At 55.3% G+C, this 16,358-nt stretch carries 14 protein-coding genes; 9 read left to right on the forward strand and 5 right to left on the reverse strand.

Annotated features, from left to right (window positions below):
• Positions 1 to 392: 392 nt before the first annotated feature.
• Positions 393 to 1,262, forward strand: coding sequence for a bifunctional allantoicase/(S)-ureidoglycine aminohydrolase (locus ACR0L1_RS10560; protein ID WP_480858705.1), 870 nt, complete (start codon positions 393 to 395; stop codon positions 1,260 to 1,262).
• On the opposite strand, the gene bhcR is transcribed toward ACR0L1_RS10560, so the two are convergent.
• Complete coding sequence (gene bhcR / locus ACR0L1_RS10565) at positions 1,243 to 2,091, reverse strand: HTH-type transcriptional regulator BhcR (protein WP_480858707.1); 849 nt, start codon at positions 2,089 to 2,091, stop codon at positions 1,243 to 1,245. The genes ACR0L1_RS10560 and bhcR overlap by 20 nt on opposite strands.
• Positions 2,092 to 2,260: 169 nt before the next feature.
• Here bhcR and bhcA point away from each other — a divergent pair, with 169 nt between their 5' ends.
• The 4 genes from bhcA (at position 2,261) to bhcD (ending at position 6,708) form a co-directional block, all read left to right on the forward strand.
• Complete coding sequence (bhcA, locus tag ACR0L1_RS10570; protein WP_480858709.1) at positions 2,261 to 3,451, forward strand: L-aspartate--glyoxylate aminotransferase BhcA; 1,191 nt, start codon at positions 2,261 to 2,263, stop codon at positions 3,449 to 3,451.
• Positions 3,451 to 4,419 (forward strand): beta-hydroxyaspartate dehydratase BhcB, encoded by a 969-nt coding sequence (gene bhcB, locus ACR0L1_RS10575; protein ID WP_480858981.1) that lies wholly within the window; start codon positions 3,451 to 3,453, stop codon positions 4,417 to 4,419. Before bhcA ends, bhcB begins: the two co-directional genes overlap by 1 nt.
• Before the next feature lie 41 nt (positions 4,420 to 4,460).
• Positions 4,461 to 5,624, forward strand: coding sequence for a 3-hydroxy-D-aspartate aldolase BhcC (gene bhcC, locus ACR0L1_RS10580; RefSeq protein WP_170772052.1), 1,164 nt, complete (start codon positions 4,461 to 4,463; stop codon positions 5,622 to 5,624).
• Between the two features lie 118 nt (positions 5,625 to 5,742).
• Positions 5,743 to 6,708, forward strand: coding sequence for an iminosuccinate reductase BhcD (gene bhcD, locus ACR0L1_RS10585; protein WP_480858711.1), 966 nt, complete (start codon positions 5,743 to 5,745; stop codon positions 6,706 to 6,708).
• A gap of 76 nt (positions 6,709 to 6,784) precedes the next feature.
• On the opposite strand, the gene ACR0L1_RS10590 is transcribed toward bhcD, so the two are convergent.
• Both ACR0L1_RS10590 and puuE read right to left on the reverse strand, forming a co-directional pair.
• Positions 6,785 to 7,270 (reverse strand): ureidoglycolate lyase, encoded by a 486-nt coding sequence (locus ACR0L1_RS10590; protein ID WP_480858713.1) that lies wholly within the window; start codon positions 7,268 to 7,270, stop codon positions 6,785 to 6,787.
• Entirely contained in the window at positions 7,267 to 8,679 is a 1,413-nt protein-coding gene (gene puuE, locus ACR0L1_RS10595; protein WP_170789241.1) for an allantoinase PuuE, read from the reverse strand. Before puuE ends, ACR0L1_RS10590 begins: the two co-directional genes overlap by 4 nt.
• A 146-nt stretch (positions 8,680 to 8,825) precedes the next feature.
• On the opposite strand from puuE, the gene uraH reads away from it, so the two are divergent.
• The gene (uraH, locus tag ACR0L1_RS10600; RefSeq protein WP_170772047.1) at positions 8,826 to 9,179 is read left to right on the forward strand and encodes a hydroxyisourate hydrolase; all 354 of its coding nucleotides are present in this window, start codon (positions 8,826 to 8,828) and stop codon (positions 9,177 to 9,179) included.
• A gap of 5 nt (positions 9,180 to 9,184) precedes the next feature.
• Here the strand turns inward: uraH and ACR0L1_RS10605 are convergent, their stop codons facing one another.
• On the reverse strand, positions 9,185 to 10,105 hold the full coding sequence (locus ACR0L1_RS10605) for a LysR family transcriptional regulator (protein WP_170783379.1): 921 nt from the start codon (positions 10,103 to 10,105) through the stop codon (positions 9,185 to 9,187).
• A 99-nt stretch (positions 10,106 to 10,204) separates the two neighbouring features.
• On the opposite strand from ACR0L1_RS10605, the gene ACR0L1_RS10610 reads away from it, so the two are divergent.
• On the forward strand, positions 10,205 to 11,437 hold the full coding sequence (locus ACR0L1_RS10610) for a urate hydroxylase PuuD (protein ID WP_480858716.1): 1,233 nt from the start codon (positions 10,205 to 10,207) through the stop codon (positions 11,435 to 11,437).
• Positions 11,438 to 11,496: 59 nt separating this feature from the next.
• Here ACR0L1_RS10610 and ACR0L1_RS10615 read toward each other — a convergent pair whose 3' ends face one another.
• Positions 11,497 to 12,405, reverse strand: a complete 909-nt coding sequence (locus tag ACR0L1_RS10615; RefSeq protein ID WP_480858718.1) for a LysR family transcriptional regulator — start codon at positions 12,403 to 12,405, stop codon at positions 11,497 to 11,499.
• Between the two features lie 153 nt (positions 12,406 to 12,558).
• Here ACR0L1_RS10615 and xdhA point away from each other — a divergent pair, with 153 nt between their 5' ends.
• Positions 12,559 to 14,022 carry a xanthine dehydrogenase small subunit gene (gene xdhA / locus ACR0L1_RS10620; protein ID WP_480858720.1) on the forward strand — a complete coding sequence of 488 codons (1,464 nt, stop codon included), beginning with the start codon at positions 12,559 to 12,561 and terminating at the stop codon, positions 14,020 to 14,022.
• A gap of 14 nt (positions 14,023 to 14,036) precedes the next feature.
• Positions 14,037 to 16,355 carry a xanthine dehydrogenase molybdopterin binding subunit gene (xdhB, locus tag ACR0L1_RS10625; RefSeq protein ID WP_480858722.1) on the forward strand — a complete coding sequence of 773 codons (2,319 nt, stop codon included), beginning with the start codon at positions 14,037 to 14,039 and terminating at the stop codon, positions 16,353 to 16,355.
• The last annotated feature ends 3 nt before the right edge of the window (positions 16,356 to 16,358 follow it).

Genomic DNA, 16,358 nt, shown 5'->3' on the forward strand with positions numbered 1-16,358 from the left:
CCCCAGTTTTGATGCACCTAGCCAACCTGAACGTCAGATGAAAACAGGTGTTCGGCCAGCGTTTCCCCGACCTTTGAAACCGTTGCTCCGTTCTGTCCCGAAAGTGCTAAAGGTACGTGCATCCTGTACGCCGTTTTTCTATTCGCGATACGGTGTGTCATACCGGATTCTGGCGGAAAGCATGGCGTGACGTGGGGTCGAACTGGATTGCCGGTTCACTAGACGTCGGATCAGCCGGGTGTACTGTCACGACGGGCCAGAGAATGCCGCTTCACCTGAAAACCCTCGCGATTGTCAAATTTTTCAAGATAGAGCTGTCGTTCCCTTGTGTCTGGTCGGAAACCTACAACCAGAGCATATGTTAACAGGCACGGTTTTCTTCAGGAGCACACATGAGCAATACGTATTTCGCACCAAAAGGTGGGCATCCCGGACAAGACCAGTTGCTGACAGATCGCGCCGTGTTTACTGACGCCTATGCCGTCATCCCTAGGGGCACAATGCGGGACATCGTCACCAGTTTTTTGCCCTTTTGGGAAGACACGCGACTGTGGGTCATCTCGCGCCCGCTGAGCGGCTTTGCCGAAACCTTTTCGCAATACATCATGGAAGTTCAGCCCGGCGGAGGCTCTGACCGGCCCGAGACCGATCCCGAGGCGCAAGGCGTCTTGTTCGTGGTCGAAGGCAACGCGACATTGCACGCCGGCGGTACCACCTATCAGCTCACCCCCGGTGGCTATGCCTATCTGCCTCCTGAAACCGATTGGACCTTGCGAAACCACGGTGAGGACACTTTGCGATTTCATTGGATCCGCAAGGCGTACGAAGCTGTAGAAGGGCTGAGCACACCTGATATCCTTGTTCTCAACGAAAACGACATTGCGCCAACACCGATGCCGGGCACGGATGGCAAATGGGCGACAACGCGATTTGTAGACCCAAACGACTTGCGACACGACATGCATGTGACCGTCGTGACTTTTGAACCCGGCGCGGTCATCCCCTTTCTTGAGACGCATGTGATGGAACACGGCCTGTACGTTCTTGAGGGCAAGGCCGTTTATCGCCTGAACAATGACTGGGTCGAGGTCGAAGCCGGGGATTATATGTGGCTGCGCGCCTTCTGCCCTCAGGCATGCTACGCAGGTGGGCCAGGGAAATTCCGGTACTTGCTATACAAGGACGTGAACCGCCACATGGCGTTGCGGACTGGACCCGCAGCGTTTCCACGACATCAGCGCCTTAGGTCCGCGGCAGAGTGACGACACCCCCGATCGCCTGCGTCAATTGATGGGCTGCCTCGATGACGGAGCGGCTTAGTCGCTCGATCTCGGCTTCGCTCACACGGCTTGTTGGCCCGGACACCGATATCCCGGCCACCGCCTCTCGATTGATATCGAACACGGGTGCTGCAATGCATCTCATGCCCGTGTTCTTTTCTTCGTTATCAATCGCGTAGCCCTGCGATCGGATGGCTACCAGATCCTCTTTCAGTGCATCCGGCTGCGTAATCGACCGATCCGTGAAAGCCTGCAACTCGGCGGCGGCCAACAAGCGATCCAGCCGATCTTCATCCATATAAGCCAACAGAGCCTTCCCAATACCCGAAGCATGCATCGGGGACAAAGTGCCCGGAGGAAAAAATGCACGGATGCTGGCATGTGTTTCCACCTGACTCAGAAATAGCACCGCCCCTTCTCTCTCGACGCCCAGATTGGCGGTCTCTCCAGTCGCTTCCATCAGCTTTCGCATGACGGGCCGTGCCCGATCAACAAGGCTGGTTCGTCTAAGAAACCGCGAGCCTATAACAAAGGCGCGCGGGCCAATATGCCAGACCTGTTCATCACGATCGAATTCGACAAGCCCCCTGCCCTCCAGCGTCACCAGAATACGATAAACCGTTGCTGGGGAGTGCTTCATTTCATCGGACAGCGTCGTCAGAGTCTTCCCTTGCGCTTCGCTCAGATATTCGAAAACCTCCATCGCCCTATCCAAGGACTTGATGGTATTTTGCGCGGTCTTGTCATCCCATCCTCGGGGTCTTCCCCTAGCTTTGCGACGGGACTCAGGCTCATTGTTCCGGAAATCCATAAAATACCTTTGATCTGTTTTGAAAGCTTAATTCATGGTATGAAAAATATAAGCTTCTGACAACTATAAGATAAATGCCATTATCTGTATTTTGAAAAGTGTTTTCAAAATAATTTCCCGACGAACGCCTTGGTCGTATTGTTTGGTCAACGACGGAAGGAGACCACCCATGAGCTTTCAAAACCCCGTTTTCATTCCGGGTCCGACCAATATCCCCGAGAGCCTGCGCAAGGCCTGCGATATGCCCACGATCGACCACCGCTCGCCGCTGTTTGGGCAAATTCTGCATCCCGCGCGTGCCAGTGTTCAGAAAATCCTGAAAAGCAAAAGCGCCGAGGTTTTTATCTTTCCGTCCAGCGGGACTGGCGGCTGGGAAACCGCTTTGACCAATACCCTGTCAGCCGGCGACAAGGTTCTTGCAGCGCGAAACGGTATGTTCAGCCATCGCTGGATCGACATGTGTCAACGTCACGGGTTGAATGTGAAAATCGTTGAAACCCCTTGGGGCCAGGGCCTGCCCGCCGACCACTACGAAGAGATTTTGACCGCGGATGCGAACCACGAAATCAAGGCGGTTCTAGCCACGCACAACGAAACAGCAACAGGCGTAAAATCGGATATTGCTGCCGTGCGCAAAGCATTGAACGCCGCCAAGCACCCCGCTATGCTGTTTGTCGATGGAGTTTCGTCCATTGCATCCATGGATTTCCGCTTTGACGAATGGGGCGTAGACGTTGCGGTGACCGGATCGCAAAAAGGATTCATGCTGCCCGCCGGGCTTGCCATTGTAGGCTTTAGCAAAAAAGCGATGGAAGCGACCAAAGCCGGCACCTTGCCCCGCACGTTTTTCGACGTGCATGACATGGCCAAGGGTTACGCCAACAATGCCTATCCCTACACGCCCGCCGTCGGGTTGATGAACGGTCTCAATCAGGCTTGCGACATGTTGCTGCGTGAAGGTCTAGAAAACGTCTTTGCCCGCCACTACCGCATAGCTGAAGGTGTTCGCGCCGCCGTGAGCGCCTGGGGGTTGGAGCTTTGCGCAGCCAACCCATCGGTGTATTCAGACACCGTCAGCGCGATACGCACGCCGAACGGCTTTGATGCAACAGACATCGTTACCCATGCCGCCGAAAAATATGGCGTTGCTTTTGGTGTCGGGCTCGGCGAGGTCGCCGGTAAGGTGTTCCGTATCGGGCACCTTGGCAGCCTGACCGATGTCATGGCGCTGTCCGGCATCGCCACAGCTGAAATGTGTATGGCCGATCTGGGACTGAACATCCAATTGGGCTCGGGCGTTGCGGCTGCACAGGAATATTATCGCGGTCATCCAGCCGTCGCGCAGAAGGACGCTGCATGATGAAGGATTGCACGATGTATATCCCGACCTACGAAGATATGCTCGACGCCCACAGCCGGATCGAGCCCTACATCCGCCGCACCCCGGTTCGAACCTCGGACTACCTCAATGAACTGACCGGGGCGCAGTTGTTCTTCAAATGCGAGAACTTCCAGGAACCCGGCGCCTTCAAAGTGCGCGGGGCTACCAATGCCGTGTTCGGCCTTGATGAGGAACAGGCAAAGAAGGGCGTCGCGACACATTCGTCTGGCAATCACGCCTCGTGCCTCTCTTATGCTGCAATGAAGCGGGGCATACCGTGCAATGTCGTCATGCCGCGTACCGCGCCACAGGCAAAAAAGGACACGGTTCGCCGCTACGGTGGAAAGATAACGGAATGTGAGCCCTCTACCTCGTCGCGCGAAGCGACATTTGCCGAGGTTCAAGCAGCGACGGGCGGCGATTTCGTTCACCCGTATAACGATCCAAGGGTGATCGCCGGGCAAGGCACATGTTCGCGTGAATTCATAGAACAGACGGATGGCCTGGATGCTGTTGTTGCCCCGATCGGAGGTGGCGGCATGGTGTCTGGGACGTGTCTGACTCTTTCGACCTTAGCGCCCGAGACTGCAATCATCGCAGCCGAACCCGAGCAAGCCGACGACGCCTATCGCAGCTTCAAAGCAGGGCACATTATCGCCGATGATGCTCCAAAGACAATCGCCGACGGTCTTCTTGTCCCCCTGAAAGTTCTCACGTGGCACTTCGTGTCGAACCACGTTTCCGAAATCTACACGGCCACGGAACAGGAGATCATCGACGCAATGAAGCTGACGTGGAAACACCTTCGGATCGTGATGGAGCCGTCCTCGGCCGTTCCATTGGCCACGGTACTGAAGAATCCAGACGCGTTCAAAGGCAAGCGGGTCGGTCTGATCATCACCGGTGGCAATGTCGATCTAGACAAGCTGCCCTGGCTGACTGTGTGACCACCCCCGACAGACATCAATCCCGATATAGGAACACGGAAATGAAAGACATGACCAATCTCGACGAATTCGAAGTCGGCTATGACATTCCGGCCAAGCCCGGAATGGATGAAGCCGATATCCAGACCCCTAGCCTCGTGCTGGATCTCGATGCACTGGAACGCAATATCAAGAAAATGGGCGACTATGCAAAAGCGCATGGTATGCGCCATCGCGTGCACGGGAAAATGCACAAATCTGTGGACGTTGCAAAACTTCAGGAAAGGATCGGTGGCGCCGTTGGTGTTTGCTGTCAGAAAGTTTCCGAAGCGGAAGTTTTCGTTCGCGGTGGCATCAAGGATGTTCTGGTATCAAATCAGGTGCGTGACCCCGCCAAAATCGACCGTCTTGCCAGCCTGCCAAAGCTGGGCAGCCGCATCATCGTCTGCGTGGACGATGTGGACAATGTCGCAGACTTGTCTGGCGCGGCCGTCGATCACGGGACGCAATTGGAAGTTTTTGTGGAAATCGACTGCGGTGCCGGGCGTTGCGGTGTCACGACAACCCCAGAAGTGATCGAGATTGCCAAAGCCGTAGTAGACGCCGAAAATCTGAAATTCACGGGCATCCAGGCCTATCAAGGCGCGATGCAGCATCTCGACAGCTATGAGGCGCGTAAAGAAAAGCTCGACACGGCGATTGCCATGGTCAAGGACGCCGTTGAAGGGCTGAAGGCGGAAGGCATTGAATGCGAATTGGTCTCGGGTGGCGGTACCGGATCTTATTACTTCGAATCCAACTCGGGCGTGTATAACGAGTTGCAGTGTGGGTCTTACGCTTTCATGGACGCCGATTACGGCCGTATTCTGGACAAGGACGGCAATCGCATCGACCAAGGAGAGTGGGAGAACGCCTTTTTCATCCTGACAAGCGTTATGAGTCACGCCAAGGCTGACAAGGCAATCGTCGATGCCGGCCTCAAGGCACAGTCGGTTGATAGCGGCCTGCCGGTCGTCTATGGACGCGACGATGTCGAGTATATCAAATGTTCGGACGAACATGGCGTCGTCATGGACACGGACGGGGTACTCAAGGTCAACGACAAGCTCAAGTTGGTTCCGGGGCACTGTGACCCGACCGCGAACGTGCATGATTGGTATGTCGGCGTGCGCAACGGCAAGGTTGAAACCGTGTGGCCCGTATCTGCCCGCGGCCACGCGTATTGATGCCCGACACCCAATAGCAGGCAAATCCGGCTCAAAAAGCAGCCCGACAAGTCGCCCGTGTGCGTTCGCTTCCTTCCAGAGACGCACACGGGCGCGTGAATTCTGAGTGGAGAACAACATGTTGATCGTACCCGAGCGCGAAATCGGTGACCTGATGACCCGACAAGCCGCCTTTGACGCCGTCGAAAAGGTTTTTGCTGCAATGGCCGCTGGCGATGCCTACAATTTTCCCGTTGTTCGGGAAGCCATCGGGCACGAAGATGCGCTTTATGGCTTCAAAGGCGGCTTTGACCGCGCCGGCCTTACGCTGGGTTTGAAAGCAGGGGGCTATTGGCCGAACAACCTGGAAAAGCGCGGGCTTATCAACCACCAGTCCACCGTTTTCCTGTTCGATCCCGACACCGGCAAACCTTCGGCCATGGTGGGTGGCAATCTTTTGACCGCACTGCGCACTGCGGCGGCATCCTCTGTGTCGATCAAGCATCTCGCGCGCGCGGATGCAAAAGTGATCGGTATGATCGGCGCCGGCCATCAAGCCGCCTTTCAGCTGCGCGCAGCACTCGAGCGACGTGCATTTGAAAAGGTCATTGGCTGGAACTACCACCCGGAAATGCTGCCCAACATTGAAAAGGTCGCCAATGAATCAGGCGTTCCATTCGAAACGGTAGAACTCGACGGAATGACCGAAGCAGATGTGATCATCTCAATCACCTCGGCCTTTTCTCCTTCGCTCATGGCCAACCATGTCAGCCCTGGAACGCATGTCGCCTGCATGGGCACCGATACCAAGGGAAAGCAAGAAGTTGAAGCCGCGTTGTTGGCAAAAGCATCCGTCTTCACGGACGAGGTTGCGCAATCCATCACAATCGGCGAGGCGCAGCATGCCGTGGCCGAGGGCTTGATCAAGGAAAGCGATGTGGCACAGCTGGGCGCGGTTATCAACGGCACGAATTCCGGCCGGATATCGGACGATCAGATCACCCTGTTCGATGGCACCGGAGTTGGACTTCAGGATCTAGCGGTGGCCGCGTCCGTTGTAGAGTTGGCCGTAGATAAAGGGATCGCTATCGACGTTGATTTCTGAGGGTCAAGGGAAACATCCGACACAGAACTAGTTGCACAAAAAGCTTGGCCACCGGTTCTTTTTCCGGTGGCTTTTTTTAGTCCATGATCATGAACGGCTCGGGGAACCAATATTCCTCAAGGTTGGGCCCGCTGCCAATTCTGTCCACGACCGCAAATAGACCCGGATCGTGAAGCGGGGTCAGCACGCCATGCCAGGTGTTGCGGTGGTAGTTCACGCCCTGCCCCGGCGTTGTTTTGAAAGCCTCAGGCCTACCGGGGATGCCATCTTCATCACGAGCGACGACTACGACGAAGGGTTTGTCCGACAATGGCAGAAACGCCTGACTGCCGTCCGGGTGACGTTCAACCATTTCCAGCTTAATCGGAAGGCTGAAAGCCTTGGACTGAAACACGCTGATCCCGGCGCGACCGCCGTTGAAATCAAGAAAGGCACGGTCGTGATATCGAGCACAATTGCCTTGATTGATGTATTTGTCCGCGTTGCCAGACACCTCGATGACATCACCAAAGGGCGCGAAAACTTGCGACGTCAAGGGCCGGAGTTTCAGCGCAACCGTCATCCCGCAAATTTCTCGATCAAGCGCAGTTCTGCAATCCGCTCGACCTGGCGGCAGGCTTCGGCAAATTCGGTGTCCCGGTCGCTGTCGATGCGGCGATGGAATGCGTCAAGGATGCTTGCCTTCGTGTTGTCTTTGACCGCGATGATGAAAGGGAAACCAAACTTGGTGGTATATGCCTCATTCAGCACGGTGAACGTTGCGCGCTCATCATCGGTTAACATATCCAGACCGGCCCCGGCCTGTTCGGCGGTGCTTTCCTTGGTCAGCCGTCCAGCGGCAGCCAGCTTGCCGGCCAGATCTGGGTGGGCCGTCAGGACATCAAGCCGTTTCTCGGAAGGTGCCGTTCGAAAAACCCGCGCAAGTGCGTTGTGGACGCCAGCTGCATTGTCATGGGTTGGCCCCAGCTCAAGCTCATATGCGCCTTCCGCAATCCACGGGCTGTGTTCAAACACTCCGCCAAATTCGGACACAAAGGTAGACTGGTCCATTTCGGACGGGGTCAGGCGTTGCATGGGGGGGTGTTCCTTTGCCCAGTGGTCGGCAATCTGTTCGCGCGTTGCGAACCAGACGCCATCATGTTTCTTGAAATAGTCCAGCGCACGTTTCAGTGCCATCGCGCGACCTGGCCGACCAATCAATCGACAATGCAATCCAATCGAAAGCATTTTCGGCGCCCCTGCCTCACCTTCGGCATAGAGCATGTCAAAACTGTCTTTCAGATAGCTTTCAAACTGTTCGCCATTTGTGAAACCTGCCTGGATCGCAAAACGCATGTCGTTGCAGTCCAAGGTATATGGCATGATCAACTGATCTTTGCCTCCGGCCTTGGTCCAATATGGCAGATCATCCGCATAGCTGTCAGCGATATACGCAAAGTCGCCTTCCTGGGCAGCCAGATCGACCGTATTCATCGAACAGCGGCCCGTATACCAACCGCGCGGAGGCTGGCCGGTAACTTCAGTATGCAAGCGGATGGCTTCACGGATTTGAGCACGCTCTTCCTCCGGAGCCATATCCTTATGTTCAATCCATTTCAGCCCGTGACTGGCGATCTCCCATCCTGCATGCTTCATTGCCGCAACTTGCGCAGGAGCACGCGCCAAGGCAGTAGCAACCCCATAAACAGTTATCGGCAGATCCTGCAAAAGGTGATGCACACGCCAGAATCCCGCGCGACTGCCGTATTCATAGATCGACTCCATATTCCAGTGCCTCTGCCCCACCCACGGGGCGGCACCGGTGACCTCCGAGAGAAACGCCTCAGAGGCGGGGTCACCATGCAATATGTTGTTTTCACCGCCTTCTTCATAGTTCAATACGATTTGAACCGCGACTTTGGCACCATTTGGCCAGTTCGCTTTGGGCACTCGCCCAGCGTAACCGGTCATATCTCGTGGATAAGGCTTCACGTCAGTTTCCTTCTACTTGAATTGATCAATACCCCAGATAATTCGAGATATTTTTCAAAAAATACGAAAAACAGCTTCGGACAGTCTGCCTTTGCCCATTGGCAAGAAATAAGATTAGTAACTGGGTGACTTGAGGAGTAGCGCAAATGACTGGTTACCTAACCACCCACGTCCTGGATACCGCGCGGGGCTGCCCCGCCCAAGGGTTAAAAATCGAGCTTTTCCGCATCGACGGCACAGATCGCAGTTTACTGAAAACACTGGTTACCAACGATGACGGCAGAACTGACGAACAAATATTGCCCGAAGCTGAGTTTTCGACAGGCGAGTTCGAGTTGATCTTTCATGCAGGCGCATATCTCGACGCGTCCGGTACCCCGCCCGAGGACCCCCGTTTTCTAGATGTGATACCCATTCGCTTTGGGATGTCCGAACATTCGCATTACCATGTGCCTTTGCTTCTTTCACCCTTCGGGTATTCAACCTATCGCGGCAGCTGAGTAGTTTACCGAGAAGTATTGGCCGCAGCTATGGATGATCCAATACGTTCAATGATGAACTCCATGAAAAGCCGCGTCTTGGGGTCCTGCATGCGACGATGCGTGAACAGGCACGCCATCTGAATCGGTTCCGGGGGTGTTTTTTCGGCCACCGGGACCAGTTTTCCCGACTTAAGATGCTGGAAAATCTCAAATATCGGTTTCAACGCGATCCCGTGACCAGCAAGAGCCCAATCGGTTAGCACGTCACCGTCATCTGACTCATAGCGTCCCGAAACGCGAAACCGCTTTGGCCCGGAAGAGGTTCTTAGCAGCCATTGAAACTCGGTCGCGCCCGGAAAGCGCAGGCTCAGACACTCGTGGTTGTCGGCGATAATGTCATCACCGCTTTCAGGCATTCCGCGGCTTTTGATGTATTTCGGAGATGCACAGAGAACCCGCTCCACATCAGCTATCTTGCGAATACGCAAGTTGCTGTCTTCCGGCTGACCAAGGAAAAACGCCAGATCCAGCCCTTCGGTCGTCAGATCCACCTTTCGATCTGTCAGCCTGAGCCTTACATTCACCTCTGGATATTCAGCTAGAAACTTTGGCACTTGCGGCGCGATCAAGCGGCGACCGACCCCCAACGGGGCGGCAACATAAAGTGACCCTTTCAGGTTTTCTGTAATATTAACGATCTGCGCTTCTGCTCTTTCGACCGCCTCAAGAATTTCAGCAGCCCCCCGGTAGAACGATTTTCCCTGCTCGGTCGGGGTCAGGCTTCGTGTGGTGCGCTGAAACAATCGCACGCCCAGATGCTCTTCTAGTTGGGATATTCTTGCCGATGTCACAGCTGGAGAAACCCTCAGATCGCGACCTGCCGCAGACATGCTGCCCAACTCGTAAACCCGGACAAAAGTTCTAATGTTATCTAGGTATGACATTTTTTTGCATTTTTTGATACTGCTTGGTCTTTGCTAACAATACCAGAACAAATCGGACTCGCATAGAGTGCCGGAAAAAGGATACTGAGGAGCAATGCCATGTATGACCTAGCCGTAATCTGGGAGTGGGTCGCCTTTTCTGTCCGCTGGCTGCACGTGATCACTGCGATGGCGTGGATTGGGGCGTCTTTCTATTTTATTGCGCTTGACCTCATGCTTAAACCGAACGCTGCGCTGCCGGATGGTGCCTATGGAGAAGAGTGGGAAGTCCACGGGGGCGGATTTTACCACACCGTTAAATATCTGGTCGCACCCGCCAGCATGCCCGAGCACCTGACCTGGCACAAATGGCAGAGCTACACGACATGGCTTTCAGGAGCGGCATTGCTGATGATCATCTACTGGGTCGGAGGCGAGTTGTTTCTGCTTGATCCTACCAAAGTGGATCTGGCGCTGTGGCAGGGGATCTTGATCTCTGGCGGGTCACTGACAATTGGCTGGCTCCTTTATGATTACATGTGCAAATCCAAGTTAAGCGATCATCCCACCCTTCTCATGCTGCTCTTGTTTGTGATCCTCGTGATCATGTCCTGGGGCTACAATCAGATTTTCACCGGACGCGCGGCGCTGTTGCACCTTGGTGCGTTCACAGCCACCATCATGACGGCCAACGTGTTCTTTCAGATCATGCCGAACCAGCGAATTGTGGTCCAGGACCTCAAGGCAGGTCGAACACCGGACGCAAAATACGGTAAGATCGCGAAGGTTCGTTCCACCCACAACAACTATCTGACATTGCCTGTCGTGTTTCTGATGCTGTCAAACCATTACCCGTTGGCCTTCGGGACCGAGTATTCGTGGATCATTGCCAGCCTGATTTTCCTGACGGGCGTGACCATACGGCACTACTTCAACACGATGCACGCAACTGGCAAGGGGCCGCATTGGACCTGGGGTGTTACGGTCATTCTTATGGTCGCGATCGCCTGGTTGTCTTCCGTTCGATCCGGCGAGACCTGGGAAGACGCAGAAGCGCGCGAACTGACGCCGTACGAGCAGAAATTTGCCTCAGCCGCCGGATTCGAGGCCGCATATGACGCCGTGCTGGGCAATTGCTCTATGTGTCACGCTCGAGAGCCCGTCTATGGCACGATGAAATGGGCGCCCAAGAAGGTCTACCTTGAAACACCCGGCGACGTCGCCCGACAGGCCGACCAGATTTATCTTCAGGCAGGGATCAGTCACGCGATGCCGCCGCCATCCGCGGTTCAAATGGATGATGAAGCGCGCAAGACGATCATAGCATGGGTAAAGGAAGTCAGGGCTCAGTAAAACCAGACAGTACCAACCAGCGAAGGCGAAATCAGTCTAGTTTCTGATCTCGCTTGTTTTCAGTGAGACACGAAAAATCGCTTACTGTTCTGCGCGATATGTTCGACGAACAAACGCACCTTGGGGTCCTGAAGCTTTTTGTGCGGGTATAAACACCCAAAAATCGTCGGCACTGGTGGCATCTTTGGAAGGACCTCGACCAACTTTCCATTCGCCAGGTATTCCCGCACGTCAAATCGGGGCTTGTTGACAATCCCCTTTCCTGCCAGCGCCCAATCCGTCAGCACGTCCCCGTCATCGGCGTCGTACTTGCCGCGGACTTCCAACTTTCGAGGACCCATATCGGTATTGAGAGTCCAAAAATATTCGGGCGATCTGGGATAGCGCAGCAATAGGCAGTTATGCGTCGGCTGTAGCAGGTCGTCTGGAGTATTGGGCACGCCGAAGTTGGACAGGTAGTCAGGCGACGCGCAAAGGACACGGTCGCAATCCGCGAATTTTCTCAGCTTCATGGTGGAGTCGCCGGGCTCTCCTATGAAGAACGCGATATCCAGGCCATCGGCCATTATATCCACTTTGCGGTCGGACAGGCGCATGCGAACCTCTGTTTCCGGGTACAGATCCGAAAACTCCGGGACCAGCGGCGCAACGATTCTACGACCGACACCCAATGGTGCGGTGATGCGAATTGCACCTCGGGGGGCGTCGGAAAAGCTGGCCACCCGCGCTTCGGCATGATCAAGCGCCAGCAGGACCGCTTTGGCTTCCTCATAGAATACGGAACCAACTTCGGTCGCCGTCATCGAACGGGTTGTTCTGTTGAACAGCCGCACGCCCAAATGGTTTTCCAACTCTTTCAACCGCTTGCTAGCCACCGCCGGAGTCAACCTCAGATCGCGCCCGCCGGACGTGATGCTTCCCAGTTCCATCACTCTGACAAAAACCCGCAAACTTTCGATATATGACATTCAACCCTCCCGATGCGGTCAGATTGCGCTGAGGACATGCTTTTTTCAATGATCTGTTGAAAGTATTTTCCATTTCCGACGATTTTAAGACTCAATCGTTGACTCTATGTTCCCCCGGTCACCTCCAAGCAGGCAGGGAGTAGGGAGAGCTTCATGACGTTTCGTACCGACATTCGTTTTGTCCTAAACGGCAGGGATGTGACCGTTCCAAGCGTGTCAGCAAACCAAACTCTGTTGGACTTTTTGCGACTGGAGCAACGGCTGACCGGCACAAAGGAAGGCTGCGCCGAGGGCGATTGCGGCGCATGCACTGTACTTGTCGGACGGCTTGGAAAGGCAGGTCTTACCTACGTGCCAGTTAATGCCTGTATTCGCTTTCTTGCGTCTGTAGACGGGTGTCATGTTGTGACGGTTGAACACCTTTCCGGGCCCAATGGACGCCTGCATCCGGTTCAGCAAGCCATGATCGACCATCACGGCAGCCAGTGCGGCTTCTGCACACCGGGCTTTGTGATGGCCCTGTACGCGCTATGGATGAAAACGCCAGAACCGAGCAAAGAACAGGTCGAAACTGCCCTACAGGGTAATCTTTGCCGCTGCACCGGATATGAACCGATTGTACAAGCCGCGATAGCCGTCAGTCGCTATGGCACCCCAGCATCGGATCATCTGAATACCGAACGTGAAACCATGACATTGCGCCTGGCTGCGCTGAAGGACGGATTGCGGGTCGTTTCTGGCCCAGAGGATAACCTGAGTATCCTTCCTGCCTCTGTCGATGACCTGGCCGTCTGTCTGCAAACCTATCCAAAAGCCACGATCATTGCAGGGGCTACCGATGTTGGTCTTTGGGTCACCAAGTTTCTACACAAAATTGGGCCGGCGATCTTTATCGGTCATCTTGAAGACCTGCAAACAGTTGAACGACAGGGTTCCTTCCTCTTGATAGGAGCTGGCGCAAGCTACACCGATTGCCAAGAGCACCTGTCCAAGCACTTGCCACACCTTTCCCGGTACTGGGATCGCATTGCAGGATGGCAAGTCCGGAATATGGGCACGGTCGGCGGCAATATCGCCAACGGGTCGCCCATCGGGGACACGCCACCAGTGCTGATCGCGCTCGACGCCGAGATCACATTGCGTCGCGGTTCGGATATCCGGGCATTGCCACTCGAGGCTTATTTCCTTGAATACGGCAAACAAGACCGCCAACCGGACGAGTTTGTCGAAAACATACGCGTTCCTCTGCCGAAACCCAATGATCTGGACGCGGCCTACAAGATTTCCAAACGCCGCGATGAAGACATTTCATCGGTCGCGATCGGTATCCATATTTCGGTCGCGGACGGCATCATCAGCGATGCGCGCCTTGCATTCGGTGGCATGGCCGCCACTCCTAAGCGGGCCTCTGCCACGGAAACAGCTTTAAATGGCCAGCCTTGGTCCCGCGAAAGCTTTGAGACCGCCGCTGCGGCACTGGCGCAGGATTTCTCTCCGCTCACGGATTGGCGCGCATCTTCAGATTACCGAATGCTGACCGCGCAAAATCTGCTGCTCAGGTTCTTTCTTGAAAACGACGCCGAAACAACTGGCCCTTCGCAGCTGGCCTGTGTCTGACAAGGAGACCCACAATGAAAGACAACGTTTCCATTATTGGCGCGCCGCACACAAACGTTAACCACGACAGCGCAGTCAAGCATGTCACCGGACGCGCCGACTATACAGACGATATCGCGCTGCCCGAGGGCACTTTGCACGCGTATCTCGGTGTCTCAGACGTCGCACATGCCAAGCTTATAGGCATTGATTTCGCAGACGTTCTGGCAGTGCCCGGCGTGGTCGGGGTGATAACTGCAGATGACGTGCCAGGGGTCAACGACATCAGCCCGACACATCTGAATGATGAACCCGTTTTTCCGACCGACACTATTCAGTTTCACGGCCAGCCGTTGTTCGCAGTGGTCGCCGAGACCCGTGACATCGCGCGGCGCGCAGCGGAGTTGGCAAAGATAGAATATAAGGCCTTGTCGCATGCACTGGATCCGATTGAGGCGCAGGAAGCCGGGTATCCGCATGTAACAGCACCGCTCAAGCTGGAGCGCGGCAACGTAGACGCGGCACAGGAAACGGCCCCAAACAGAATCAAGGGTCGGATGCGGGTTGGTGGGCAGGATCATATGTATCTTGAAGGCCATATCGCCTTTGCCCTTCCGGGTGAGGACGATGACGTGGTCGTGCATTGCTCGACGCAGCATCCGTCGGAAGCACAGCACATGGTGGCCCATGTGCTTGGGGTGCCTTCCAATGCAGTTGTGGTCAACGTGCGCCGCATGGGCGGTGGTTTTGGCGGCAAGGAAAGCCAGATGAACCTGTTCTGCGCCGTGGCTGCCATAGCTGCGAAGAAGTGGAACCGAGCGGTCAAAATCCGGCCCGACCGGGATCAGGACATGACCGCCACAGGCAAACGCCATGACTTTGTGATCGACTATGACGTTGCCCATGACGACGACGGCCGCATTCAGGCCGTCGATGGCTGCTTTGCCGCGCGCTGCGGGTATTCGGCAGACTTGTCAGGGCCAGTCACCGACCGGGCGTTGTTTCATGCGGATAACGCGTATTTCTATCCAAATGTGCGCCTGAACAGCCGCCCGATGAAAACCAATACGGTGTCCAATACCGCCTTCCGCGGGTTCGGAGGGCCTCAGGGCGTGATCGCCGCTGAGCGGATGATCGAAGAAATCGCCTATGCCACGGGGAAAGACCCGCTGGATATTCGCAAGCTGAATTTCTACGGCTTAGGGGACCGCAACATAACCCCATACCATCAGAAGGTTGAAGACAGCATTCTCGACCGGCTGGTCGGAGAGTTGGAAGAGACATCGCAGTACCGCCAACGCCGTCAGGACATCATCGCGTTCAACAAGACCTCTGCTATTCTGAAGAAAGGCATCGCGCTGACGCCGGTCAAATTCGGCATCTCGTTTACGGCCACATGGTACAATCAGGCCGGGGCGCTGGTGCATGTCTACAACGATGGATCGATCCATCTGAACCATGGCGGCACCGAAATGGGGCAAGGCCTGAACACCAAGGTCGCGCAAGTTGTGGCCGAGGCCTTTCAGGTCGATTTCAGCCGGATCAAGATCACCAAAACAACCACTGAGAAAGTTCCCAACACCTCGGCTACTGCGGCGTCAAGCGGGACGGATCTGAACGGTATGGCCGCCTTGAACGCGGTTGAGCAGATCAAAGAGCGTCTGGTGAAATTCGCCTCCGAAACCTGGGGGGTCGCGCCTAACGAAGTGGTCTTCCTCGCCAACCAGGTACATATCGGTCAAGATGTTCTGCCCTTCGAGGCCTTTATCAAACAGGCTTATCTAGCGCGCGTGCAACTGTCCGCAGCGGGGTTCTATAAAACCCCAAAGATCCATTGGGACAGAGCAAAAGGACAAGGCCGCCCGTTCTATTACTATGCCTATGGTGCCTCCTGTTCCGAAGTGACGATTGACACGCTGACAGGTGAATATCGGGTTGAACGCACAGATGTGCTGCATGATGTCGGACGTTCACTGAACCCGGTTCTCGACAAGGGTCAGGTTGAAGGCGCCTTTCTTCAGGGCATGGGCTGGCTAACCACCGAGGAGCTTTGGTGGGATGATGCCGGTCGCCTGCGCACCCATGCACCTTCGACGTACAAAATTCCGCTCGCATCGGATCGCCCGCGCATCTTCAATGTGAAGCTTGCCGATTGGTCCGAGAACCGCGAATTGACGATCAAACGGTCCAAGGCTGTTGGCGAACCACCATTCATGCTGGGAATTTCGGTGTTCGAGGCGCTGTCGATGGCGGTCGCTTCTGTCGCCGATTATCGGGAATGCCCTCGTCTGGATGCTCCGGCCACGCCGGAACGTGTGTTGATGGCCGTTGACCGTTTGCAGAAAAGCACTTGAGCC

The sequence above is a fragment of the Ruegeria sp. J8 genome (assembly GCF_056531925.1).

What these genes read in the sequence shown, in the direction of transcription:
- uraH (WP_170772047.1), top strand. Translation starts at nt 8,826, where the DNA reads ATGACTGGTTACCTAACCACCCACGTCCTGGATACCGCGCGGGGCTGC.
- xdhA (WP_480858720.1), top strand. Translation starts at nt 12,559, where the DNA reads ATGACGTTTCGTACCGACATTCGTTTTGTCCTAAACGGCAGGGATGTG.
- xdhB (WP_480858722.1), top strand. Translation starts at nt 14,037, where the DNA reads ATGAAAGACAACGTTTCCATTATTGGCGCGCCGCACACAAACGTTAAC.
- ACR0L1_RS10615 (WP_480858718.1), bottom strand. Translation starts at nt 12,405, where the DNA reads ATGTCATATATCGAAAGTTTGCGGGTTTTTGTCAGAGTGATGGAACTG.
- ACR0L1_RS10560 (WP_480858705.1), top strand. Translation starts at nt 393, where the DNA reads ATGAGCAATACGTATTTCGCACCAAAAGGTGGGCATCCCGGACAAGAC.
- ACR0L1_RS10590 (WP_480858713.1), bottom strand. Translation starts at nt 7,270, where the DNA reads ATGACGGTTGCGCTGAAACTCCGGCCCTTGACGTCGCAAGTTTTCGCG.
- bhcR (WP_480858707.1), bottom strand. Translation starts at nt 2,091, where the DNA reads ATGGATTTCCGGAACAATGAGCCTGAGTCCCGTCGCAAAGCTAGGGGA.
- ACR0L1_RS10605 (WP_170783379.1), bottom strand. Translation starts at nt 10,105, where the DNA reads ATGTCATACCTAGATAACATTAGAACTTTTGTCCGGGTTTACGAGTTG.
- bhcB (WP_480858981.1), top strand. Translation starts at nt 3,451, where the DNA reads ATGAAGGATTGCACGATGTATATCCCGACCTACGAAGATATGCTCGAC.
- ACR0L1_RS10610 (WP_480858716.1), top strand. Translation starts at nt 10,205, where the DNA reads ATGTATGACCTAGCCGTAATCTGGGAGTGGGTCGCCTTTTCTGTCCGC.
- bhcC (WP_170772052.1), top strand. Translation starts at nt 4,461, where the DNA reads ATGAAAGACATGACCAATCTCGACGAATTCGAAGTCGGCTATGACATT.
- bhcA (WP_480858709.1), top strand. Translation starts at nt 2,261, where the DNA reads ATGAGCTTTCAAAACCCCGTTTTCATTCCGGGTCCGACCAATATCCCC.
- bhcD (WP_480858711.1), top strand. Translation starts at nt 5,743, where the DNA reads ATGTTGATCGTACCCGAGCGCGAAATCGGTGACCTGATGACCCGACAA.